The 20,947-nt window shown below is 66.5% G+C and carries 22 protein-coding genes; 11 read left to right on the top strand and 11 right to left on the bottom strand.

The window, feature by feature from the left end; translation table 11 throughout:
- The first annotated feature begins 203 nt into the window (after nucleotides 1-203).
- Both ACSQ3M_RS24610 and ACSQ3M_RS24605 read left to right on the top strand, forming a co-directional pair.
- Nucleotides 204-713: a MarR family winged helix-turn-helix transcriptional regulator gene (locus ACSQ3M_RS24610; RefSeq protein WP_436152701.1), complete on the top strand. Its 510-nt coding sequence runs from the start codon at nucleotides 204-206 to the stop codon at nucleotides 711-713.
- The gene (locus ACSQ3M_RS24605) at nucleotides 662-1,879 is read left to right on the top strand and encodes a glycosyltransferase (RefSeq protein WP_436152700.1); all 1,218 of its coding nucleotides are present in this window, start codon (nucleotides 662-664) and stop codon (nucleotides 1,877-1,879) included. The genes ACSQ3M_RS24610 and ACSQ3M_RS24605 overlap by 52 nt, the downstream gene beginning before the upstream one ends.
- Nucleotides 1,880-1,909: 30 nt before the next feature.
- Here ACSQ3M_RS24605 and ACSQ3M_RS24600 read toward each other — a convergent pair whose 3' ends face one another.
- From ACSQ3M_RS24600 to ACSQ3M_RS24590, 3 genes are read right to left on the bottom strand one after another with little or no spacing between them, the layout of a single operon-like run.
- Entirely contained in the window at nucleotides 1,910-2,287 is a 378-nt protein-coding gene (locus ACSQ3M_RS24600; RefSeq protein WP_436152699.1) for a nuclear transport factor 2 family protein, read from the bottom strand.
- Between the two features lie 28 nt (nucleotides 2,288-2,315).
- Nucleotides 2,316-2,798: an OsmC family protein gene (locus ACSQ3M_RS24595; RefSeq protein ID WP_436152698.1), complete on the bottom strand. Its 483-nt coding sequence runs from the start codon at nucleotides 2,796-2,798 to the stop codon at nucleotides 2,316-2,318.
- Nucleotides 2,798-3,457 carry a GntR family transcriptional regulator gene (locus ACSQ3M_RS24590; RefSeq protein WP_436152697.1) on the bottom strand — a complete coding sequence of 220 codons (660 nt, stop codon included), beginning with the start codon at nucleotides 3,455-3,457 and terminating at the stop codon, nucleotides 2,798-2,800. Before ACSQ3M_RS24590 ends, ACSQ3M_RS24595 begins: the two co-directional genes overlap by 1 nt.
- A gap of 164 nt (nucleotides 3,458-3,621) precedes the next feature.
- Between ACSQ3M_RS24590 and ACSQ3M_RS24585 the strand changes: the two genes are divergently transcribed.
- Complete coding sequence (locus tag ACSQ3M_RS24585; protein WP_436152696.1) at nucleotides 3,622-5,076, top strand: AMP nucleosidase; 1,455 nt, start codon at nucleotides 3,622-3,624, stop codon at nucleotides 5,074-5,076.
- A 2-nt stretch (nucleotides 5,077-5,078) separates the two neighbouring features.
- On the opposite strand, the gene ACSQ3M_RS24580 is transcribed toward ACSQ3M_RS24585, so the two are convergent.
- The 3 genes from ACSQ3M_RS24580 to ACSQ3M_RS24570 are packed head-to-tail and all read right to left on the bottom strand — an operon-like array spanning nucleotide 5,079 to nucleotide 8,350.
- Entirely contained in the window at nucleotides 5,079-5,708 is a 630-nt protein-coding gene (locus tag ACSQ3M_RS24580) for an Isoquinoline 1-oxidoreductase subunit (RefSeq protein WP_436152695.1), read from the bottom strand.
- Nucleotides 5,708-7,885: a molybdopterin cofactor-binding domain-containing protein gene (locus ACSQ3M_RS24575; RefSeq protein ID WP_436152694.1), complete on the bottom strand. Its 2,178-nt coding sequence runs from the start codon at nucleotides 7,883-7,885 to the stop codon at nucleotides 5,708-5,710. Before ACSQ3M_RS24575 ends, ACSQ3M_RS24580 begins: the two co-directional genes overlap by 1 nt.
- A 3-nt stretch (nucleotides 7,886-7,888) precedes the next feature.
- Nucleotides 7,889-8,350, bottom strand: a complete 462-nt coding sequence (locus ACSQ3M_RS24570) for a (2Fe-2S)-binding protein (protein ID WP_436152693.1) — start codon at nucleotides 8,348-8,350, stop codon at nucleotides 7,889-7,891.
- A 195-nt stretch (nucleotides 8,351-8,545) separates the two neighbouring features.
- Between ACSQ3M_RS24570 and ACSQ3M_RS24565 the strand changes: the two genes are divergently transcribed.
- The 6 genes from ACSQ3M_RS24565 to ACSQ3M_RS24540 all read left to right on the top strand — a co-directional run bounded on the left by ACSQ3M_RS24565 (nucleotide 8,546) and on the right by ACSQ3M_RS24540 (nucleotide 14,190).
- On the top strand, nucleotides 8,546-9,181 hold the full coding sequence (locus ACSQ3M_RS24565) for a TetR/AcrR family transcriptional regulator (RefSeq protein WP_436152692.1): 636 nt from the start codon (nucleotides 8,546-8,548) through the stop codon (nucleotides 9,179-9,181).
- A gap of 171 nt (nucleotides 9,182-9,352) precedes the next feature.
- Entirely contained in the window at nucleotides 9,353-10,117 is a 765-nt protein-coding gene (locus tag ACSQ3M_RS24560) for an ABC transporter ATP-binding protein (RefSeq protein ID WP_436152691.1), read from the top strand.
- Complete coding sequence (locus tag ACSQ3M_RS24555) at nucleotides 10,107-10,850, top strand: ABC transporter ATP-binding protein (RefSeq protein WP_436152690.1); 744 nt, start codon at nucleotides 10,107-10,109, stop codon at nucleotides 10,848-10,850. The genes ACSQ3M_RS24560 and ACSQ3M_RS24555 overlap by 11 nt, the downstream gene beginning before the upstream one ends.
- Nucleotides 10,851-10,906: 56 nt before the next feature.
- A complete protein-coding gene (locus tag ACSQ3M_RS24550) occupies nucleotides 10,907-12,112 on the top strand; it encodes an ABC transporter substrate-binding protein (protein WP_436152689.1) in 1,206 nt (401 codons plus the stop codon).
- Between the two features lie 188 nt (nucleotides 12,113-12,300).
- Complete coding sequence (locus tag ACSQ3M_RS24545; protein WP_436097205.1) at nucleotides 12,301-13,188, top strand: branched-chain amino acid ABC transporter permease; 888 nt, start codon at nucleotides 12,301-12,303, stop codon at nucleotides 13,186-13,188.
- A gap of 9 nt (nucleotides 13,189-13,197) precedes the next feature.
- Entirely contained in the window at nucleotides 13,198-14,190 is a 993-nt protein-coding gene (locus tag ACSQ3M_RS24540; RefSeq protein WP_436152688.1) for a branched-chain amino acid ABC transporter permease, read from the top strand.
- Nucleotides 14,191-14,194: 4 nt separating this feature from the next.
- Here the strand turns inward: ACSQ3M_RS24540 and ACSQ3M_RS24535 are convergent, their stop codons facing one another.
- The 5 genes from ACSQ3M_RS24535 to ACSQ3M_RS24515 all read right to left on the bottom strand — a co-directional run bounded on the left by ACSQ3M_RS24535 (nucleotide 14,195) and on the right by ACSQ3M_RS24515 (nucleotide 17,504).
- Complete coding sequence (locus ACSQ3M_RS24535; protein ID WP_436152687.1) at nucleotides 14,195-14,566, bottom strand: c-type cytochrome; 372 nt, start codon at nucleotides 14,564-14,566, stop codon at nucleotides 14,195-14,197.
- Entirely contained in the window at nucleotides 14,563-15,570 is a 1,008-nt protein-coding gene (locus ACSQ3M_RS24530; protein WP_436152686.1) for a Vgb family protein, read from the bottom strand. Before ACSQ3M_RS24530 ends, ACSQ3M_RS24535 begins: the two co-directional genes overlap by 4 nt.
- A gap of 109 nt (nucleotides 15,571-15,679) precedes the next feature.
- Nucleotides 15,680-16,321, bottom strand: coding sequence for a 2-hydroxychromene-2-carboxylate isomerase (locus tag ACSQ3M_RS24525; RefSeq protein ID WP_436152738.1), 642 nt, complete (start codon nucleotides 16,319-16,321; stop codon nucleotides 15,680-15,682).
- A 14-nt stretch (nucleotides 16,322-16,335) separates the two neighbouring features.
- Nucleotides 16,336-16,866 (bottom strand): hydrolase, encoded by a 531-nt coding sequence (locus tag ACSQ3M_RS24520; protein WP_436152685.1) that lies wholly within the window; start codon nucleotides 16,864-16,866, stop codon nucleotides 16,336-16,338.
- Nucleotides 16,867-16,871: 5 nt separating this feature from the next.
- The gene (locus tag ACSQ3M_RS24515; RefSeq protein WP_436152684.1) at nucleotides 16,872-17,504 is read right to left on the bottom strand and encodes a TetR/AcrR family transcriptional regulator; all 633 of its coding nucleotides are present in this window, start codon (nucleotides 17,502-17,504) and stop codon (nucleotides 16,872-16,874) included.
- An 81-nt stretch (nucleotides 17,505-17,585) separates the two neighbouring features.
- On the opposite strand from ACSQ3M_RS24515, the gene ACSQ3M_RS24510 reads away from it, so the two are divergent.
- Nucleotides 17,586-19,118, top strand: coding sequence for a 4-hydroxyphenylacetate 3-hydroxylase family protein (locus ACSQ3M_RS24510; RefSeq protein ID WP_436152683.1), 1,533 nt, complete (start codon nucleotides 17,586-17,588; stop codon nucleotides 19,116-19,118).
- Nucleotides 19,115-20,764, top strand: coding sequence for an acyl-CoA dehydrogenase family protein (locus ACSQ3M_RS24505; RefSeq protein WP_436152682.1), 1,650 nt, complete (start codon nucleotides 19,115-19,117; stop codon nucleotides 20,762-20,764). Before ACSQ3M_RS24510 ends, ACSQ3M_RS24505 begins: the two co-directional genes overlap by 4 nt.
- Nucleotides 20,765-20,947: the final 183 nt, after the last annotated feature.

Here is a 20,947-nt window from a genome sequence, read left to right as displayed (position 1 = left end):
TCGGGGTGGCATGTGCTTTGCGTATAGGCTATTCGTCAGCCAAAGGGGCTCGGAGGGCTGACTGCTCATTTCGAGATCAGGCGGAGTAGGGAATGCATCTAAAACCCCATGACGGCGCTCGATTCCTAGGCAATGGCTTCAATGGAGATCATCGAGACGGCGTCCGCCGTCTCGAGCCCGAATCGGCTCCGGCGCGGGCGCCGGTGTCGCAGCTCGATCTGGCGCGCATGATCGAGCGGGCGAGTCGGCGCTTCCTCGATTATCTCAGGCTCGAGCTCACCAAGCTTGGCGTCGACGACATCTCGCCTTCGCAAGTGATGGTGCTGTTCACCATCGGCTCGGGCGAGATCGCAGTGCGCGATCTGCTCGATCGCGGCCATTATGTCGGCTCGAACGCCTCCTATAACCTCAAGCAACTGGTCGAGAGCGGTTATCTGGAGCGCGGGGCCTCGCCACGAGACCGCCGTCTCGCCCGGATTTCGCTCTCGCCGAAAGGGCAGCTTCTCGTCGAGCGGTTGAAGCTCGTCGACGAGACCAGCCAGTTCGGGCAGGGCCTCGACATCGATCTCGACGCCGACCTCCAGACCACCCACGACACCTTGCGGCGCCTCGAACAATGGTGGGGCGACGCCCTGCGCTATGGCGGGATCCTGCTGGCCTCATGCACGTCCTATTCGTTCATCGTTCAGGATCTGGTCAGTTCGCTCACCTGATCCAGCGCCTCGTCGCTGAGGGCGGCGAGGTCACGCTGGTGACGGAGAGGCCGGAGCCGGACCGCCCTGGGATCAGGCAGATCGCCTATTCGGTAGGCGAACCGGCGACTGCGCATGCGACGCTGGCGGCGACCGACTACCATGTCCGCACCGGCGAGGCGGTCGCAGCAGAGCTGGCGCAGCTGCACCGGCACGACCGGCCGGATGCCATCCTCGGTCATGTCGGCTGGGGCGGCATGCTCTTCGCCAAGGATGCGATGCCGGGCGTGCCGCTGATCGGTTATTGCGAGTACTTCTACAACGCGACCGGCTCCGATCTCGACTTCGACCCGGCCTTCACCGTGTCGGAGCCGGAGAGGCGGCGTATCCGCATGCGCAACGCCGCCCAACTGGTGACGCTGCAGACGCTCGACTTCGCCTATGCGCCGACCCGCTGGCAGCAGCTGCAATATCCCCGCGCGCTGCAACAGCGCATCGCGGTTTGCCATGACGGCATCGATATTAACGCCTGCCGGCCAGATGCGCAGGCGGTATTCACATTGCCGGACGGGCGCGTGCTCCGCCCAGGCGATCCGGTCGTCACCTTCGCCGCCCGCGATCTCGACCCCTATCGCGGCTATCCGCAATTCATGCGGGCGGCCGCCCGCATCGCACAGGAACGTCCCGATGTGCTCTTCGTCGCGGTTGGCGGCGATGGCCCGGGCTATGGCCGGCCGCGCCCGGACGGGCGCCTCTGGCGCGAGGTGATGCTGGCGGAAACCGGGCTTGCCGATCGCATCGTCCATATTCCCTGGCTCGCCCATGCCGATCTGGTCAGGCTGTTCCAGGTCTCCGCCGCCCATGTCTATCTGAGCGTTCCCTTCGTCCTGTCCTGGTCGATGCTGGAGGCAATGGCCTGCGGTGCCCTGATCGTCGGCTCGGCCACGCCGCCGGTCCAGGAGGTCATCCGCCACGGCGTCAACGGCCTGCTCGCCCCCTTCTTCGACGAGGCGCGGCTGGCGAAGACGGTGATCGCCGCAGTCGACAGGAAGGCCGAGCTGGTGCCGCTGCGCGCGGCTGCGCGCCAGACGATCATTGCGCGTTATGAGCGCGACGCCTGCGTCGACCGCCAGCTCGGTTTCATCGGCCGGCTCGTTGCCGAAGACGGCCTGCTGGCGGCGCAGTAATTGGCGCTGCCCATCCGTTAGGCGGCTCGGTCAGCTGGCAGTCGGAGCCTTGGAGGGTAATGCGCCGAAGAAGCCGATGATCTGCGTGATCCGGCCGTCATCGCCGATCATCGCGAGGTCGAGCCCTTCCGGCAGCATGGTGCCGTCAGCCTCGATTACTCGCCAGGCGAAGCGGGCAAAGCCGTGGTGATGCTGGACCGCACTCGTCCTGACGACGCGGGCGCCAGGGCGCTGCGCCTGCACCCCGGCGATATGGCCGAGCAGTGCCTCGGCGCCGTAAGCATCGGCCCTGGGGTCGGTGTAGCGCCCGCCCTCTGCCCAGACTTCGGCCAGCGTCGCGGCGCGCGCTGCCGGCTCAGGATCGGACCAGGCCTCGCAATAACGGTCGATGGTCGCTTCGATCGACATGCCCGATCCCTCCTATGCGGTGCCCATCTCAGGCCCCGCCCCGATAGTCCCAGCTACCGCGAGTCTCGATCGTCGAGCGCACCGAATTGGCCAGGAAGCAGTTCGCGTGAGCTTCGTGGTGCAGCGCCTCGACGACGGCCCCGTCCGGCGCCAGCGGGCCACTGAAGACGACATGCGGCATGAGCGTCACTGTCGCGATCCAGTCTTGCCCGTCGGCATTCTTCAGCATCGCGCCTTCGGCGTCGTCGGCATAGCTGTCGATGCGGAAGCCACGCCGGGAGGCCAGGTCGAGGAACCAGAGCATATGGCAGCTCGACAGAGCCGCGACATAGGCTTCCTCGGGATCGACATTGGCCGGGTTCGAGAAGGGCACGCGCACCACATGCGGCGAGCTCGACGCCGGCACCTCCAACCCGCCATCGAAGCGCCAGAGATGGGCGCGGCTGTAGCGGCGATCGAGGAAAACCTCCTCGCCGCGTTGCCAGGTGACCGTCGCGCCATGCGTCGCCATCAACTCTCTCCCTGTTCCGAGCAGGCTGCGAGCACGACCGCACGCGTCGCCTGCAGATGCTGCGAGAGGATATTTTGGGCTGCCATCCCGTCACCGGCTGCGACGGCGGCGATCAACTGGCGGTGCTCATCCGCCCAGCCCTGCTTGCGCGCGCCGGGGCCGAGCGCCTGGGCGCTGAACCGATCGATCGGCGCGCGCAATTGGCGGAACAGAGCGAGGCTGCGCGGCCGTTCTGCTGGCCCGTACAGTGCTTCGTGGAAGGCGATGTCGCCGGCGATCCAGCCGAGCCGGCCGTCGGCATCCTCTAGAGCATCCTGCAGTCGCTTGAGCTCGCGCAGCGAGCGCTGGTCGTGCTGGCCGAGCGCCCGTACCAGCAGATCGCCCTCGACCATCAGCCTGAGGTCGAAGAGCTCGTCGATCTCCTGCGCCTGCGGCCGGCTCACGCGCGCGCCGCGATAATGCGCGACCTCCAGCAATCCTTCAGTCTGGAGCTGGGCCAGCGCCTCGCGCACCGGGATGCGGCTGACGCCATACGCGGCCGCGAGTTGCTCCTGACGCAACAGATCGCCCGGCTGCCAGTGACCTGCATCGATCGCGTCGCGCAGGCGCTGCGCGAGGGCGGAGGCAGTTGTGGCGGCGGCAAGGCGCGTAGTCGTCATAGGATAATTGTATCCAAAAATGATAGACACACAAGGAGCCGATGGAAGCATGGCGCGCCGCCTGGCCAATGCAATCCCTGCTTGATGACCACGGCTCTGTGCGCACTGTTGTCAGCGACGTGTGCTCACCGCTACAAGCACGGCGAACGAGAGGTCGTTCGCGCATGACATTCGAGATCGCCGCCACGCCGCAGGAGGCCGTCGACCGGCTGGAGCTGCTCTACGACCAGGCGCGGACGGCGTTGCGCAATGACCTGCAGCGCTTCTTCGAGACGGCGCAGCCGCCGACGCTGGATGAGCGGGCGCTCTATCGCTACCCGATGCTGCGCGTCACCTACGAACCGTCGAAGCTGCCGGCGGCGACGCGGCGCGGCTACGCCAAATTCGCCGCGCCAGGCATCTACTCGACCACGGTGACGCAGCCGGCCGAGTTCCGCACCTATCTGCTCGACCAGCTCCAGCCGCTGGTCGATGAATACGGCGCGACCATCGAGACCGGCATCAGCAGCCAGGAGATTCCTTACCCCTACGCGCTCGACGGCGGCGACGAGCTCGGCCGCGGAACCGTCACGGCCGCCGAGCTCGCCCGGCATTTCCCGACGCCGCTATTGGCGCTGGTCGGCGACGAGATTGCCGACGGCACCTTCGAGATCGTCGAGGGCGAGCCGCGCCCGCTCTCGCTGTTCGATGCGGTCCGGGTCGATTATTCGCTCCGGAGGCTGGTGCACTATACCGGCACCGACTGGCGCGCCGTGCAGCCCTGGGTGCTGCTGACCAACTATCACCGCTATGTCGACCAGTTCGTCCGGCTCGCCTTGGCCGAGATCGAGGCCGGCACGGCGCAGGCGCTGGTCGCTCCGGGCGGCATTCGCATCGACCGTGATGGCATCGACGTCAGCGCCGCCGAGCGGGTGATGTCGGCGCCCTGGCACCGCTTCCAGATGCCGGCCTATCACCTGCTCCGCGAGAGCGGCGAGGGCGTGACTCTCGTCAACATCGGCGTCGGCCCCTCCAACGCCAAGAACATCACCGACCATCTTGCGGTGCTGAGACCCAATTGCTGGCTGATGGTCGGCCATTGTGGTGGGCTCCGCCAGACGCAGATCATCGGCGACTACGTCCTCGCCCACGCCTATCTCCGGCAGGACGGCATCCTGGACGAGCTGGTGCCGCCCGACGTGCCGGTCCCGGCCCTGGCCGAGGTCCAGGTCGCCTTGCAAGAGGCGGCGGCCGAAGTCACCGGCGAGAAGGGCGACAGGCTGAAGCAGCGCCTGCGCACCGGTACCGTCGTGACGCAGGACGATCGCAACTGGGAGCTGCGCTGGACCAAGGAGCGCAAGCGCATCAACCTCTCGCGCGCCATCGCGGTCGACATGGAATCGGGCACCATTGCGGCGCAGGGCTATCGCTTGCGGGTGCCCTACGGCACCTTGCTCTGCGTCTCCGACAAACCGCTGCACGGCGAGATCAAGTTGCCCGGCGCCGCCAACGCCTTCTATGAGCGCGCCGTCGGCGAGCACCTCAAGATCGGCCTCGCCGCGCTTGAGAAGCTCAAGGAAGCCGGCTCACAGATCCATTCGCGCAAGCTCAGGAGCTTCGACGAGCCGCCGTTCCGCTAGTCCTAAGCCGCCGGGCAGGCTGCTCCGCTATTCGCCCAGGCCTGCATCAACTCGCCGAACTGGGCATTCGTCCCCGGCGCCGGCTGGCGTCCCTTGCCGGGATTCCAGCCCCAGAGCACCAGCGTGTCGCTGGTGACGTGCTTGACGATCGCGGCGAGGTCCCGGCTGCCGTTGCGGTTCTGGTCCTTGAGCTGCTCGCAGATCTGGCCAAGCGTCTTGCCTTCCCAGGCCATCGAAGCCGGGGCCAGCGCCCAGTGACCGTCGCCGGGAACGCCGGCCGGGTCGAAGTTCTGCTTGCCGTGGCAAGTGGTACAGGCGAGGCCGGGCGCGCCGTGCCCGTCTTTGCCGCGCACCACCATCGGCTGGTGCAGCTGCCTCGTGTCGGTTTGACGCGGCCGCTCGGTTGCGGGGTGGCAATTCATGCAACGCGGATGCTGCAGGACCTTGCCGATTTCGTTGAACAGCGCGACCGAGCGGTCGCGCTGATTGGCGATGCCGGCGAAGCTCGCAGCCGGGCGTAAGCTGGCCCCGCCCGGCTGCGGCGCCGGCGCGGTCTGCGCGAAGGTCAGCGCGCTGCCGGCGAGCGCCAGTCCGAGGCCGGCGAGGGCGACGGGAACAGCAAGGCCACGCATCACACCGTTCCTCCAACCATCGGCAGCGAGAGCGGCCGCCCGCGGCCGAGCCGCGCCAGCGCGTTGGCGACAGCCGGCCCGATCGGTGGCACGCCGGGCTCGCCGACGCCGGTCGGCTTCTCGACCGAGGCTATGATCCTGACCTCGACCTCGGGCATCTCGTGGATGCGCAGCGAGCGATAGCTGTCGAAATTGGTCTGGACCGGTCGGCCCTGATCGAGCGTCAACTCGCCATAGAGGATGTGGCCGAGCCCAAAGCCGATGCCACCCTCCATCTGGGCGCGGATGATGTCGGGATTGACCGCGACGCCGCAATCGACCGCGCACCAGACCTTGTGCACCTTGGGCTCGCCGCCCTCGCCGAGCGAGACCTCGGCGATCTGCGCGACATAGGAGTTGAAGCTCTCGACCACGGCGACACCGCGGGCGCGGCCATCGACCGGGCCCGGGCCGTTCCACTTCGCCATTTCGGCCACCGCCTTCAGCACGCCGACAAGGCGCGGATGCTTGCCCATCAAGGCGAGCCGCCCGGCGACCGGATCCTGCCCGGCCTCCTGCAGGAGCTGGTCGATAAAGCACTCGACGGCATAGCCGGTGTGGGTATGGCCGACCGAGCGCCACCACAGCGTCGGCACGCCGACCTTGGTCGCGTGCACCTCGCAGCGGAAATCGGCGACCTCGTAGGGCAGTTCATTGGCGCCCTCGACCATGGTGGCGTCGATGCCGTCCTTCACCGTCATCGCCTCGAAGGGCGTGCCGAGGAAGAAGGACTGGCCGACGATGCTGTTGCTCCAGGCGGTGATCTTTCCGTCCTTCACCGCGCCGCGCATGCGATGCACGAAGAGCGGCCGGTAGTAGCCGCCAGCGAGGTCGTCCTCGCGGGTCCAGACCAGCTTGACCGGCCGGTTCGGGCCGATCGCCTTGCCGACCATGGCGAGCTCCGCCGCCAGATGCTGGCTGACCTGGGCGCGCCGGCCGAAGGAGCCGCCAGCCAGCATGGTCTCGATCTGTACCTTCTCCGGCGGCAGGCCGAGGACGGTGGCGATGGTCAGGTGCTCGGTGGTCTGGAACTGGCTGCCGAAGCGCGCCAGTGCGCCCTGTGCATTCCATTCGAGGTAGCCGTCGAGCGGCTCCATCGGCGCATGCGCCAGATAGGGGAAGACGTACTCCGCTTCGATCACCTTCTCGGCCTTGGCGAGAACGGCATCGGCATCGCCGTGCTTGCCCGCGAGCGTGCCTGGTGTGCGGGCGAGCGCCCGGTACTCGGCGATGAGCTCACGGCTGCCACGCTTTTCGGCGCCGCTCTCGTCCCAGGTGACCTTCAGCGCCTCGCGGCCCTTCAGTGCCGGCCACATGCCGGTGCCGTAGACGGCGACGCCCGAGCCGATCTGCTGGACGTCGACGACCCCCTTGATTTTCTTCGTTTCGGTCGCGTCGAAGGAGGCGACCTTGCCGCCGAAGCGCGGCGGCCGGGCGACGACGACGGTCAGCATCTCGGGCGTGCGGATGTCGATGGTGAATTGCGTCTTGCCGGTCGATTTGCCCTGGCTGTCGAGGCGCTTGACCGCGCCTTCCTTGCCGATCAGCTGGAACTGCGCGGGGTCCTTGAGTTTGACGTCGGCTGGGGCCTGGAGCTTGGAGGCGGCCTCGGCGAACTCGCCGAAGCGACCCTGCTTGCCGGAGGCGTGCTTCAGCACGCCCTTCTCGACGGTGATCTCGCCGGCCGGAACCTTCCAGGCCTCGGCGGCGGCCTGCACCAGCATGGCGCGGGCGGTGGCGCCGGCCTTGCGCATCTGCTCATAGGAATTGGCGATCGCGGTCGAGCCGCCGGTGCCCTGCACGCCGAAAGCGAGGTTGGCGTAGAGCTTGACGTCGGCCGGCGCGTGCTCGGCCCGCATCTGGCCCCAATCGGCGTCGAGTTCCTCGGCAACGAGGGTGGCGAGGCCGGTGAATGGGCCCTGGCCGAACTCGATATGTTTGACGAGGACGGTGACCGTGTCGTCGGCGGCGATCCTGACGAAGGCGTTCGGCGCGAAAGTCGCGGCACCGCCCGGCCGGAAGGCCTGCGCGGCGCCCGATTGCGCTCGGCCGGCTTGTGGCAGGCTGAGGCCGATGACGAGGGCGCCGGCGCCCTTCAGCAGATTGCGGCGGGAGAGGGAGATGTCGTGCGCGGTCATGGCTCAGCCCTCCAGCGTGCGTGCGGCGTCGTGGATCGCGGCGCGGATGCGGACGTAAGTTGCGCAGCGGCAGAGATTGCCGTTCATCGCGAGGTCGATGTCGCGATCGGTCGGCTTGCGGATCTCGGTGAGCAGCGCGATCGCGCTCATCACCTGGCCGGACTGACAATAGCCGCATTGCGGCACGTCGTGCTTGACCCAGGCGGCCTGCACGGCTTGCGCCTCCTTGCCGGCGAGCGCCTCGATCGTGGTGATCTTGGCCTCGCCTATGGCGGAGACGGGTATCGAGCAGGAGCGCAGCGGCTGGCCGTCCATGTAGACGGTACAGGCGCCGCATTGGGCGACGCCGCAGCCGAACTTGGTGCCGGTCAGGCCGAGATTGTCGCGCAGCACCCAGAGCAGAGGGGTGTCGTCGTCGACGTCGACGCGATGCGTCGTGCCGTTGATATTGATTGAGTGGACCATGGCTGCCTCGCAGGATCGCGGTCATGACGCAGCGCGGCACCATGGCAGCCGGATCGAGGCTCGCTCGCAGGCCCGTTCTGACATATCAGAAGGCGGGCGGTGATCCGTCGTCTTGGGTCGCGCGACTAGACGAGTTAGACGTTTTGCGTCTAACTAGAATAGTCGCCGACAGTTTGGATTCTGTCAAGACTGCAAATGAGCGACCGCAGCGAAAGTTCCATAACGTCCGGCGAGGACGGCAAGGGCCGCATCGAGCAGATCGCGGAGGCGGCTCTGCGTCTCTTCGCCCGCTATGGCTACAAGCGCACCTCGATGGACGACATCGCGCGCGAGGCCGGCGTTGCCCGCGCCACGCTCTACCTCCATTTCAAAGGCAAGGATGACGTCTTCCGGGCCATGCTCGCGGGCCTTGGGGGCCAAGTCGAGACACGTTGCCGCGAGGCGTTGGCGACGCCGGGCCCGTTCTCTGAACGGCTGGCCGCATTGATGGCCGCCCATCACGGCACCGCCTTCAGTGCTTTCAGCGCCGGCGAACATCTCGGCGAGCTCAAGGCGGTGATGGTCAGCATTGCCGGAGCCGAGCTCGTCGCCTTCGAGGCGATCTTCATCGACCTCGCCCGCCAACTATTCGAGGATGCCGCCGCGCAGGGCGAGATTACGATCGAACGCAGCGGCCTTCCGCTGGACACCCTGATCGCGACGATCATGCGTGCCGCCGCTGGCGCGAAATATGGCCAGCAGCCGTCCTGCGAGGATTATCTGCTCCGCCTGCACGAGATCGCCTCGGTCTTCGCGGCTGCGGTTGTCAGGGACGGGGCGCGTCGGGCCTGATCCCCGGGGCATCTTGGTCTTTAGGCATAAGCCTTTCGTCTAGAAGCGAGCGCTTCGCGTGCCCGGCATGGGCTTTTGCGCACACCCGCGCCGTTGACATGGGCGATATGCGCGGTGCAGCATGCCGCCCGGGGAAACGAACAATCCAGCAATGACTAAGGTTAAGGGCGGATGTCTGAGGATATTATTCTATCGACCTCAGGCCTCACAAAAGAATTCGCCGGCTTCACAGCCGTCAATGGCGTCGATCTGAAGGTCAGGCGCGGGTCGATCCACGCGCTGATCGGCCCGAACGGTGCGGGCAAGACGACCTGCTTCAACCTATTGACCAAGTTCCTGCCGCTGACACGGGGCCAGATCGTCTATAACGGCCGCGATATCTCCCGTGAGAAGCCGGCCGAGATCGCGCGGCTCGGGCTGGTGCGCTCTTTCCAGATTTCGGCGGTGTTCCCGCAGCTCTCGGTCAAGACCAATGTCCGGGTGGCGCTGCAGAGAAAGCGCGGCGACTCCTTCGATTTCTGGCGCTCGGAGAAGGTGCTCTCCCCGCTCGATGCCGAGGCGCTGCGCCTGGTCGAGGCGGTCGGCCTATCGGCTTTCGCCGATCTGCCGGCGGGCGAGCTCTCCTATGGCCGCAAGCGCGCGCTCGAGATCGCGACGACGCTGGCGCTCGAGCCCGAGATGCTGCTGCTCGACGAGCCGATGGCCGGCATGGGCCGCGAGGACATCGAGCGCATCGAGGCGCTGATCCGCAAGGTCTCGAAGGACCGCACCATCCTGATGGTCGAGCACAATCTCTCTGTCGTCGCCTCGCTCTGCGATCGCATCACCGTGCTCGCTCGCGGCCAGGTCCTGGCCGAGGGCGACTATGCCGCCGTCTCGAAGGATCCGCGCGTGATCGAGGCCTATATCGGATCGGGGGTCGGCCATGGTCACTGAAGCGGTGCTGGAGCGCCCTGCGACGGTGGGAGCCAAGCCCCTGCTCGCGGTGCGCGGGCTCGAGGCCTGGTATGGCGAGAGCCATGTCCTGCACGGCATCGAGCTTCATGTCAGCGAGGGCGAAGTGGTGACGCTGCTCGGCCGCAACGGCGCCGGCAAGACCACGACGCTGAAGTCGATCATGGGCGTGATCGGCAAGCGCAAGGGCTCGGTCACCTTCGCTGGGCAGGAGACGATCGGGCTGCCCTCACGCGCCATCGCCCGGCTCGGCCTGGGTTATGTGCCGGAAGAGCGCGGCATCTACTCGACGCTCTCGGTCGAGGAGAACCTTTTGCTGCCGCCGCAGGTGAAGCCCGGCGGGCTTCCGGTCGAGCAGATTTTCACGCTCTTCCCCAATCTCAAGGAGAGGCTGAAGAGCCAGGGCACCAAGCTCTCGGGCGGCGAACAGCAGATGCTGGCGATCGGCCGCATCCTGCGCACCGGCGCCAATCTGCTGCTGCTTGACGAGCCGACCGAAGGGCTGGCGCCCGTCATCATCGATCAGATCGGCGCCACCATCCGCATGCTGAAGCAGAAGGGCTTCACCATCGTCCTGGTCGAGCAGAATTTCCGCTTCGCCCAGACCGTGGCGGACCGGCATTATGTCGTCGAGCAGGGCAAAATCGTCGACATGATCCCCAATCCGGAACTCGACGCTAATATCGACAAGCTCCACAGCTATCTCGGCGTCTGACGCAACGCGTCCAACAAGAACCTAACGAACACCAGACATCTCAGGGAGACAGGAACATGCAGCTCAAGACATTGCTCGCGGCCACGGCGCTCGGCGCGCTGATGGCCTCGCCGGCGCTGGCGCAGCAGATCTCGGTCAAGGCCGGCGTGCTCAACGACCGCTCCGGCCTCTATGCCGACCTCTCCGGCGAGGGCTCGGTGATCGCCGCGCGCCTTGCGGTCGAGGACTTCAAGGCGGCCGATAAGGGCATCAAGGTCGAGATCGTCTCGGCCGACCACCAGAACAAGCCCGACGTCGGCTCGACGATCGCCCGGCAATGGTACGATCAGGACGGCGTCGACCTGATCCTCGACGTGCCGACCTCCTCGGTCGCGCTCGCGGTCAACCAGATCACCCGCGAGAAGAACAAGGTCCACATCAACTCCGGCGCCGCCTCCTCGGACCTGACCGGCAAGGCCTGCTCACCGAACACGGTCCATTGGACCTACGACACCTACGCGCTCGCCCAGGGCACCGGCGGTGCCATGACCAAGGCCGGCGGCGACAGCTGGTTCTTCCTCACCGCCGACTACGCCTTCGGCCATGCGCTCGAGCGCGATACCTCGGCAGTGGTGACCAAGTCCGGCGGCAAGGTGCTCGGCGTGGTCCGCACGCCGTTCCCCGGTACGGACTTCTCGTCCTTCCTGCTGCAGGCGCAGGCATCCAAGGCCAAGGTCATCGGCCTCGCCAATGCCGGCGGCGACACCATCAACTCGATCAAGCAGGCGGGTGAGTTCGGCATCGTCGCCGGCGGGCAGAAGCTGGCCGGCCTTTTGGTCTTCGCCACGGACGTGCATGCGCTCGGCCTGCAGACGGCTCAGGGCCTCGTCCTGACCGAGTCCTTCTACTGGGACATGAACGACCAGACCCGCGCCTGGTCCGAGCGTTTCGCCAAGCTCAACGGCGGCAAGAAGCCTTCCATGGTCCAGGCCGGCGTCTATTCCGGCATGCTGCACTATCTGAAGGCGGTCGAGGCGGCCAAGAGCAAGGATTCGGCGGCCGTCATGGCCAAGATGAAGGAACTGCCGACCGACGATCCGCTGTTCGGCAAGGGCTCGGTCCGCGTCGACGGCCGCAAGATGCACGACATGTACCTGTTCGAGGTCAAGAAGCCGTCGGAATCGAAGGCGCCGTGGGATTACTACAAGCAGATCGCGGTGCTGAAGGCGGACGAGGCCTTCAAGCCGCTGGCCGAGAGCGAGTGCCCGCTCGTCAAGAAGTGACGGGCTGAAAAGCCCCACGACACACTCTGCCGGGGCCGGTAGAGCCAGTTCCGATCAGCTTGCATCGCAAGCGATCGGAAAAACGGTCTCTATCTCCAAGTTGGAGACGGATTCACCGATCAGGTTGTTTCCAACCTGATCGGATCCGGCTCCAGCCCCGGATCAGCTTTCACGGAATGGTCGATCGCATGTTCGAGCTCTTGGGTGTCCCGCCGCAGGCATTGTTCGGCCAGCTTCTGCTCGGCCTGATCAACGGCTCGTTCTATGCGATCCTAAGCCTCGGCCTGGCGGTGATCTTCGGTCTGCTCAACATCATCAACTTCACCCACGGTGCCCAGTACATGATGGGTGCCTTCGTCGCCTGGATGTGCCTGAACTATCTCGGCATCAACTACTGGGCGGCGCTGCTGCTGGCGCCGATCGCGGTCGGTATCACCGGCGTGGTGATCGAGCGCTTCCTGCTGAAGCGCATCGCCCATGTCGACCATCTCTATGGGCTGCTTTTGACCTTCGGTCTGGCGTTGATCATCCAGGGCGTCTTCCGCAACAACTATGGCTCCTCCGGCCTGCCCTACCAGATCCCGGCCGAATTGCGCGGCGGCTACAATCTCGGCTTCATGTTCCTGCCGACCTATCGCGCCTGGGTCGTGATCGCCTCGCTCATCGTCTGCCTCGCCACCTGGTTCATGATCGAGAAGACCAAGCTCGGCTCCTATTTGCGCGCCGCGACCGAGAACCCGACCCTGACCCAGGCTTTCGGCATCAACGTGCCGCTGCTGGTGACGCTGACCTACGGTTTCGGAGTCGCGCTCGCCGCCTTCGCCGGGGTGCTCGCCGCGCCGATCTACTCGGTCAACCCGAACATGGGCGCCGACCTGATCATCGTCGTCTTCGCTGTGGTGGTGATCGGCGGCATGGGCTCGATCATGGGCGCGATCGTCACCGGCTTCTCGCTCGGTCTGGTCGAGGGGCTGACCAAGGTATTCTATCCGGAAGCCTCGGCGACTGTGATCTTCATCATCATGGCGATCGTGCTTCTGGTGAAGCCGGCCGGCCTGTTCGGCCGCGCCGCGTGAGGAATTGAGATGGCAGACATCGCTTCCACCGAGGCTCCCGCCGCCGCTCTCGCCATTGGCGAGGTCGACGACAGCACGGCGCGGCTGCACCGCAACCTGATGATCGGCATTGCGATCGCGCTCGTGATCGCGCCCTTCGTCGCCTACCCGGTCTTCGTGATGAAGGTGCTGTGCTTTGCGCTGTTCGCGCTCGCCTTCAATCTTCTGCTCGGCTATGGCGGCCTGCTCTCCTTCGGCCACGCCGCCTATTTCGGCATGGCGAGCTATGTCAGCGCCTACACGGCCAAGAACTGGGGACTGACGCCGGAACTCGCCATCCTCGCCGGCACGCTTATCGCTGCCCTGCTCGGGCTCGCCTTTGGCGCGCTCGCCATCCGCCGCCAGGGCATCTACTTCGCCATGATCACGCTGGCGCTGGCGCAGATGGCGTTCTTCTTCTCGCTGCAGACGCCGCGCTTCACCGGCGGCGAGGACGGCATCCAGGCAGTGCCGCGCGGCAAGCTCTTCGGCCTCTTCAGCCTCGCTGACGACCGTGCACTCTACTGGCTCGTCGCCGCGGTCTTCATGGGTGGACTCCTGCTGATCTACCGCGTCATCCACTCGCCCTTCGGCCAGGTCTGCAAGGCGATCCGCGATAACGAGCCGCGCGCCATCTCGCTCGGCTATCGCGCCAGCCAGTACAAGCTCGCCGTCTTCGTGCTCTCGGCCGGGATCGCCGGGCTCGCCGGCGCGACCAAGGCGATCGTCTTCCAGCTGGCGTCGCTCACCGACGTGCATTGGTCGATGTCGGGCGAGGTCGTGCTGATGACGCTGGTCGGCGGGCTCGGCACGGTCTTCGGCCCGATCGTCGGCGCCATCGTCATCGTCTCGATGCAGAACTTCCTGGCGACGCTCGGAGCCTGGGTCACGGTCGTGCAGGGCGTCGTCTTCGTGATCTGCGTCCTGCTCTTCCGCGAAGGCATCGTCGGCATGATCGCCAAATGGATCAAGAAGCCGCTGTGAGCGGCTATTTGCTCAGCAGATAGTCCGCCACAGCCACCCGGTCCGCCACGCTGAAACCGGCGGGCGGACTCATCCAGCCGCCCGGCACGATCGTGTCGGGATCGGCGAGGTAGGCTTTCAGCTTCTCGTCGTCCCAGCTGAGCCCTTGCGCCCTCGCGGCCCTGAACGCCGGCGAGTAGTCAAAGCCATCAGCCGAGCCGAGCACGCGCCCCTTCAACCCGGCAAGATGCGGCCCGGCCATGCCGGTCTTGGCCGGGTCCAGGCTATGGCAGGACTGACAGGTCTTGAAGACGATCGCTCCTGCCGGCTCCTGCGCCTGAAGCGGTTCGGTCCGGGTCAGCGCGAGTGCAAGCAGCGCCGCAAGGCCGGCTCTCACGCCGGCTTCACCGTCTGGATGCGCACCAGCCGGTTGGTGCCGCTCTCGCCGCCCCAGGCCTCACCGGAGCGCCCATCCATCTGGCGGACATTGGCGCCGGGCTTGTCGCTCGGGAAGCTGTTGAATTCCTCGTTCAGCGGGTCGAAGCGGACGATGCTGTTGAGGGCGAAGTCGGTCAGCCAGACCTTGTCGGCGTCGTCGACATAGACCGAATAGGTCCGCGGCTTGTTGCCCGGCAGCTTCCAGCCCTTCCAGCTGCCGCTTTCGGGATCGAACGATGAGACCTGTCCGGAATTCCACTCGCTGACCCAGATCCGGTTCTTCGAATCCGACCAGACCCGGCGCGCGCCCTGGCCCTCGGTCGGCGGGTCGACCACGGTGAAGGCGCCGCTCTGCGTGTTGATCCGGGCGATGTAGTTGCCCGCGAGCGAGGCGAACCAGATTTCGCCGGCCGGCGTGCGCGTCATGCCATAGGGGCCGGCGCCGCGCGGCGCGTCGAAGATCTCCATCTTGCCGGATTTCGGATCGAGCCGGCCGACGATGCCGTTCTGGCCGGTGAACCAGAGCATGCCGGCCTTGTCGAAGACCGGCGTGTTGAGATTGGCGCGCTCGCGGCCCTGAGGCAGCTTGAACAGCTCGACCTTGTGCGTCTTGTCGTCGATGCGGGCGATGGCGTTCTGGCCGCCCTCGGTGACCCAGGCCGCGCCGTCTGGCCCGCGCACGACGCCGTGCGGCGCGGCGCCATCGCCGAGCGGAATCACCTTGGTCTGGCTGGTACGCGGATCGAAACGGCCGAGGACGCCGTTGCGCTGGCCGCAGACCCAGAGCGTGCCGTCGCCGGCGTCGGTGACGTCGCGTGAGCCCTTGATCTCCGGCACCTCGAAATAAGTGACGATGAACGGGCTGCCAGGCTGGGGCTGCCCGGTCGCTTCGGCGCTGCGCAGGATCAGATTCGGCGCGGCCAGGCCGGCGAGGCCGAATTTCAGGAACGAACGGCGCAGCATGGGCGTCTCCTTTCGTTGTCGGCCAGCGAATGGTCTGCCTGTCCAAGACAGACGTAAACCGACAACATCGTGAAACTGTGGCTGCGGCCGGACGGTTCCCTAGGTCGTTCTAACGTTGCCGTTGGATGCCTTCGGGCAAGGTCGAGACACGCGCTATTTCGCCGCTGCGGAAGGCGGTGGGATCAGCGAGATAGTCCTGCGCCATCGCCATCGCGTCGGCGCCCCAGAAGACTTCGCCGTCGATCACCAGGCTCGGCACACCAAAGACGCCGGCGGCGACCGCTTCCTCGGTCGCCTGGCGCAGGCGATCCTTGATCTCCTGCTCCGCGATCAGCGCCATCGCATCGGGCCGGCCGGCAGCTTCCGCCACCGTCGCCAGAACCGCCGGATCGTTGGCTTCGCGTCCCTCGCCCCAGACGAGGTGGAAGGCGGCCGCAACGGCCGCTTCATTGCCGTCGAGCGCGGTCAACAGGCGCAGCATGGCGAGCGGGTTGAAGGGATGGGCCGGCGGGAAGCGGAAGGGCACGCCCATCGCCTGCGCTGTGTGCGTCGCGAGGCGATAGGTATGGACGCGCTTGGGTGCGACCTCGGCTGGCCCGAGCTGGCCCCAGGCCTTGAGGACCCCGCCGAAGACGATCGGTTTCAGCAGGACCGGCCGGTGCGCGCGGATCGCGTCGAGCCGCGTCAGCGCCAGATGCGCGAAGGGCGAGATGATGTCGAAATACCAGAAGGCAGGCGCAAGCACGGGCATAGGCACAGTCGGGCTCACTTGATCAGCTTGGCAGCAGCGCGGAATTGGGGATGCTCGGCCGTGCGCAGCCACTCGAACACCACCATCTCGGTAGTGACGATCTCGGCGCCGTTACGTTCGAGCCGGCGCAGAGCCACCTCCTTGCTCTCGGGCATGCGGGAGCCGATCGCGTCCTGCACGACGAAGACGCGGCGCTTGTTCTCGAGCAGCGAGAGCGCGGTCTGGCCGACGCAGACATGCGCCTCGCAGCCGCAGAGGATGAGATCATCGTCGCCGGTGATGGCGTCGATGAAGCCTGGCGCGCCGCAGGAATCGAAGCTCATCTTGGCGATGGCCGGCGCGGCTTCGGCAAGCTCGGGCACCGTCGCGCCGAGCCCGGCCGGGTTCTGCTCGGTCATCACGATCGGTACGTCGAGCAGTTTCGCCGCCGCGACCAGCTTGCCGGCATTGGCGAGAAGGCGCGGCCCGTCATGGATCGCCGGCATCAGCCGCGTCTGGAAGTCGATGATGACGAGGCGGGATCGCCGGGCGCTCATCAGAGGCATCGCTTTCATCTCCGCTGGAGCCGGTCGAGTTCGGTGTCGACATGGCGTTCCATCAACGCGCGCGGCGGTGTCCCGAACATGCGGATGCGCCGCGTATGCGCCAGGAGCAGCACGCCGGAAGCATGGGCGAAAGCATCGGCCATGATCAAGTCGGCCTGCGCTTCATCCGCGCCGAGCGCCTGCGCCGCCGCGCGGATCGGCGCAAGGCTCGCTTCCAGCGCCTCGTTCAGGGCCCGGTCGCGCTCGCGGCCGAGGCCATGCGGGCGCATGCCGCCGCGGAACAGGTAGAAGCCGAGATCGAGATCGCGCGGGTTTTCGGCATAGAAGTCGAAGAAGGCGAGCGCGGCGGCCGAGAAGCGTTCGGCCGGGGTACCGGCGGCAGCGACCGCTATATCGACCGCCGCCTGCAACACGGCGATCGAGCGGCCGAGCACCTCGGCATAGAGCGCTTCCTTCGAGTCGAAATGGAAATAGAGCGCTGCCGGCGTGTAGCCGGCCTCGGCCGCGATCGCTCGCAGCGAAGCGCCGTCCAGCCCCTCGCGTTCGAACACCGTGCGCGCCGCAGCGAGAATGCCCTCGCGCTTGGCGTCCGTCGCGGCATAGCGGCCGCGTTTCCGCTCTGCGGATCCCTCGCTCACTCTGGAACGCCTCCAACCCTCTTGACGAAAATCTAACGCCGTTCAATTTTAGGAGCAACAACCGCTCGGGAGGAGGCTAGCATGCTGATGGACGCCGCCGGCTATCGCGAATCCCTGCGGGCCTATTCTCCGCGCCTTTTCGTCAACGGCCGCAGGGTCGAGAACGTCGCCGACGAGCCGATGCTGCTGCCCGGCATCAACGGTATCGGCGTCGGCTACGACCTCGCCCATGACCCGGCCCATGCCCCGATCATGACGGCGGTCGACGCGAGTTCGGGCAAGACGGTCAACCGGATGCTCCATCTCAACCAGAGCTCCAGCGATCTCCTCGCCAAGCTCGAGGCCGTCCGGCTGATGTGCAAGATCGCCGGTTGCGCCGTGCGCTACCTGACCCACGACGCCTTCAACGGGCTGGGCCAGGCGACGGTCCGGGCCGATGCCAACCACGGCACCGACTACGCCCAGCGCTTCCAGGCCTTTCTGCACGAGGTGCAGGAGCGCGATCTTACCCTTGGCATCGCCATGACCGATGCCAAGGGTGACCGCTCGCTGCGGCCGGGCGCACAGGCCAATCGCGATTCTTACGTCCACATCAAGGAACGCAGGCGCGACGGCATCGTCATCCGCGGCACCAAGGCGATCGTCACCGGTGCGCCTTACGTCCACGAGTTCCTGGTGATGCCATGCCGCACCCACGTCGAGGGCGACGAGGATTTCGCCGTTTGCTGCGCCGTGCCTTGCGATGCGGAGGGCGTCACCATCGTCGCGCGTCCGGCCGGGCGGCCGGGCGATCCCGCGGCGAAATTCTCGGCGAAATACGGCCAGTCGACCGGCGCGGTGATGTTCGACGACGTCTTTGTGCCGTGGGAACGGGTGTTCCTTGCCGGCGAGATCGAGGAGGCCGGCTATCTCACCACCAGCTACGCCACCCATCACCGCCATAGCTGCATCGCCGCGCGAGCCGGCTTCGGCGACCTGCTGATCGGCGCCGGCGCCTTGATGGTCGAGGCCAATGGGCTCGATGCCGACAGGCATTCCCATGTCCGCGAGCAGCTGGTCGAATTGATAACCATCACCGAGAGCTTCTTCGCCTGTGGCGTGGCGGCTTCGGTCTATTGCAGCAAGGACGCGTCCGGCGTGGCGATGCCGGACGCAGTTTTCGCCAATATCGGCAAGCTGCTGCTCGCTACCAAGATCTACGACATGCACAGGATCGCTCACTACGTCTCGGGAGGTTTGATCGTGGCGCTGCCCGGCCCGGACGAGGACCATAATCCGGAGACCTCCGCCTCGCTTTCGGCCGTGCTGACCGGGCGGCCGGACATCCCCTATGAGCAGCGCGCCGAGGTCGCCCGTTTCATCGAGGACCTCACCGTCTCCAAGGAGGCCGGCTGGTACTCAGTGATCTCGCTGCATGGCGGCGGTTCGCCCGAGGCGATGAAGCGCGAAATCTGGCGCAACTACCCCGTCATGGAGAAGGTCGCGCTGGTCGAGAGCCTGCTCGATCGCGGCGTGCTCGCCGATGGCTCGCGCGCCTCGAAGCAGCCCGGCCGCTGCTGCGTGACCGGCTGCGAGGTGCCCGAGCGCATGACGATAGAGGAGGCGGCGGAATGAACATCCACGCGAGCGCCACTCATCAGGTCCTCAACCAGGCCCGGCCGGCTACGGGCTGGAATGCCTTTTCCGGCGACGCCGTGCTTCAGGGCATCGTCGCCCGTGGGGCACCTTGGGTCGCCGCCAAGGCTGCTGCATTGGGCGCTCATGCCGGCGATGCCGAGGTGCAGGAGCTCGCCCGTCTCGCCAATCGCCATGGGCCGGAGCTTCGGAGCCATGACCGCTACGGCAACCGCACCGACTGGATTGAGTTCCACCCGGCCTGGCACGAATTGATGGCGCTCGCCTTCGCCCATGAGGTGCCTTCGCTCGCCTGGACGACGAAGGAGCCGAACGGCCACCTCGGCCGTGCCGTCCTGTCCTATCTCTGGAACCAGATCGAGCACGGCGTCGGTTGCCCGACCGGCATGACCTATGCCGCTTTTCCCGGCCTCGCCCAGCCGGAGTTCGTGCTCTGGCGGCAGAAGATCACCTCGGGCCGCTACGACAAGCGTCCGCTGCCGGTGGCGCAGAAGAGCGGCGCCAGCATCGGTTATGCGATGACCGAGAAGCAGGGCGGCTCGGACCTGCGCCAGACCCAGACCACGGCTCGCTTCCTGGAGGATACGCCGGAAGGCCGCGTCTACCTGATCACCGGGCACAAATGGTTCTTCTCGGTGCCGCAATCGGACGGGTTCTTTACCCTGGCGCAGACGCAAAGCGGCGTCTCCTGCCTGTTCTGCCCGGGTTTCCTGCCCGATGGCAGCCGCAACCGCCTGCAGATCCAGCGCCTCAAGGACAAGGCCGGCAACCGCTCGAACGCCTCCTCGGAGGTCGAGTTCCGCGACTGCCTGGGCTGGCTCGTCGGCGAGGAGGGCGGCGGGATCAAGGAAATCCTCAGCCACGCCCATCTGACCCGGCTCGACTTTGCCGTCGGCTCGGCCGGGCTGATGCGTCAGGCGCTCACCTTGGCGCTCAACCACACCCAGTCGCGCCGGGGCTTCGGCTCCTCGCTGGCCGAGCAGCCGATGATGACCAATATCCTTGCCGATCTCGCGATCGATTCAGAAGCCTCGACGCTGCTGGCCTTCAGGGTCGCCGCTGCAACCGATGCGATGGAGACCTCCGAGGAGGAGCGTCATCTCGCCCGCGTCACCACCCCGCTGGCGAAGTTCTGGAACTGCAAGCGCGCCGCCGCGTTCGTCGTCGAGGCCCTGGAGTGCCATGGCGGCAACGGCTTCATCGAGGAGAACCCGATGGCGCGGCTCTATCGCGAGGCGCCGCTCAACGCGATCTGGGAGGGCACCTCGAACATGATGTGCATGGATGTGCTGCGCGCCTTCAATCGCGAACCGCGCACCAAGGAGGCCTTCATGGCCGAGGTCGGTCAGGCGCGCGGCACCAACCGCGCCCTCGACCGCTGGCTCGATCGACTCGGCGACGAGGCCGCCAGGCCGCGCAACGATGACGGCCATGGCCGCCGGCTCGCCAATCTGATGGCCTATGCGCTGCAGGCCTCGGAGCTGAAAAAGCACGCCGACGAGGCGGTGTTCGAGACCTTCTGCCGCTCGCGGCTCGACGCCGATTGGGGCTATGTCTTCGGCACGCTCGATCCTTCGCCGGAACTGGCGGGGATCGTGCGGCGTGCGACCGTGGCGCATGGCTAGTCGTCACTGCGAGCGAAACGAAGCAATCCAGAAGACGTGAAACTCTGCCGTCCCCTGGATTGCTTCCTCGGCTTCGCCCCCTCGCAATGACGGTAGGCGGCCGGACTACCAGAAAAACACGCGCCCCAAGCCCATTCCCTCGCGGGAATGGGCATCCCACCAACCCTATGCGCGTGTTCGGGG

The sequence above is a fragment of the Allobosea sp. LjRoot90 genome (genome assembly GCF_964254315.1).
GTDB lineage: Bacteria > Pseudomonadota > Alphaproteobacteria > Rhizobiales > Beijerinckiaceae > Allobosea.
The sequence above is the reverse complement of the archived record's forward strand: the minus strand, read 5'-3'. Positions and strand labels throughout refer to the sequence as shown.

Bases quoted from the DNA above. Each gene is read 5' to 3' on its own strand.
- ACSQ3M_RS24600 (WP_436152699.1), bottom strand. From the start codon at position 2,287: ATGTCGATCGAAGCGACCATCGACCGTTATTGCGAGGCCTGGTCCGAT.
- ACSQ3M_RS24530 (WP_436152686.1), bottom strand. From the start codon at position 15,570: ATGCTGCGCCGTTCGTTCCTGAAATTCGGCCTCGCCGGCCTGGCCGCG.
- ACSQ3M_RS24585 (WP_436152696.1), top strand. From the start codon at position 3,622: ATGACATTCGAGATCGCCGCCACGCCGCAGGAGGCCGTCGACCGGCTG.
- ACSQ3M_RS24550 (WP_436152689.1), top strand. From the start codon at position 10,907: ATGCAGCTCAAGACATTGCTCGCGGCCACGGCGCTCGGCGCGCTGATG.
- ACSQ3M_RS24510 (WP_436152683.1), top strand. From the start codon at position 17,586: ATGCTGATGGACGCCGCCGGCTATCGCGAATCCCTGCGGGCCTATTCT.
- ACSQ3M_RS24580 (WP_436152695.1), bottom strand. From the start codon at position 5,708: ATGCGTGGCCTTGCTGTTCCCGTCGCCCTCGCCGGCCTCGGACTGGCG.
- ACSQ3M_RS24505 (WP_436152682.1), top strand. From the start codon at position 19,115: ATGAACATCCACGCGAGCGCCACTCATCAGGTCCTCAACCAGGCCCGG.
- ACSQ3M_RS24570 (WP_436152693.1), bottom strand. From the start codon at position 8,350: ATGGTCCACTCAATCAATATCAACGGCACGACGCATCGCGTCGACGTC.
- ACSQ3M_RS24545 (WP_436097205.1), top strand. From the start codon at position 12,301: ATGTTCGAGCTCTTGGGTGTCCCGCCGCAGGCATTGTTCGGCCAGCTT.
- ACSQ3M_RS24525 (WP_436152738.1), bottom strand. From the start codon at position 16,321: ATGCCCGTGCTTGCGCCTGCCTTCTGGTATTTCGACATCATCTCGCCC.
- ACSQ3M_RS24595 (WP_436152698.1), bottom strand. From the start codon at position 2,798: ATGGCGACGCATGGCGCGACGGTCACCTGGCAACGCGGCGAGGAGGTT.
- ACSQ3M_RS24520 (WP_436152685.1), bottom strand. From the start codon at position 16,866: ATGCCTCTGATGAGCGCCCGGCGATCCCGCCTCGTCATCATCGACTTC.
- ACSQ3M_RS24555 (WP_436152690.1), top strand. From the start codon at position 10,107: ATGGTCACTGAAGCGGTGCTGGAGCGCCCTGCGACGGTGGGAGCCAAG.
- ACSQ3M_RS24565 (WP_436152692.1), top strand. From the start codon at position 8,546: ATGAGCGACCGCAGCGAAAGTTCCATAACGTCCGGCGAGGACGGCAAG.
- ACSQ3M_RS24575 (WP_436152694.1), bottom strand. From the start codon at position 7,885: ATGACCGCGCACGACATCTCCCTCTCCCGCCGCAATCTGCTGAAGGGC.
- ACSQ3M_RS24560 (WP_436152691.1), top strand. From the start codon at position 9,353: ATGTCTGAGGATATTATTCTATCGACCTCAGGCCTCACAAAAGAATTC.
- ACSQ3M_RS24540 (WP_436152688.1), top strand. From the start codon at position 13,198: ATGGCAGACATCGCTTCCACCGAGGCTCCCGCCGCCGCTCTCGCCATT.
- ACSQ3M_RS24590 (WP_436152697.1), bottom strand. From the start codon at position 3,457: ATGACGACTACGCGCCTTGCCGCCGCCACAACTGCCTCCGCCCTCGCG.
- ACSQ3M_RS24605 (WP_436152700.1), top strand. From the start codon at position 662: ATGCACGTCCTATTCGTTCATCGTTCAGGATCTGGTCAGTTCGCTCAC.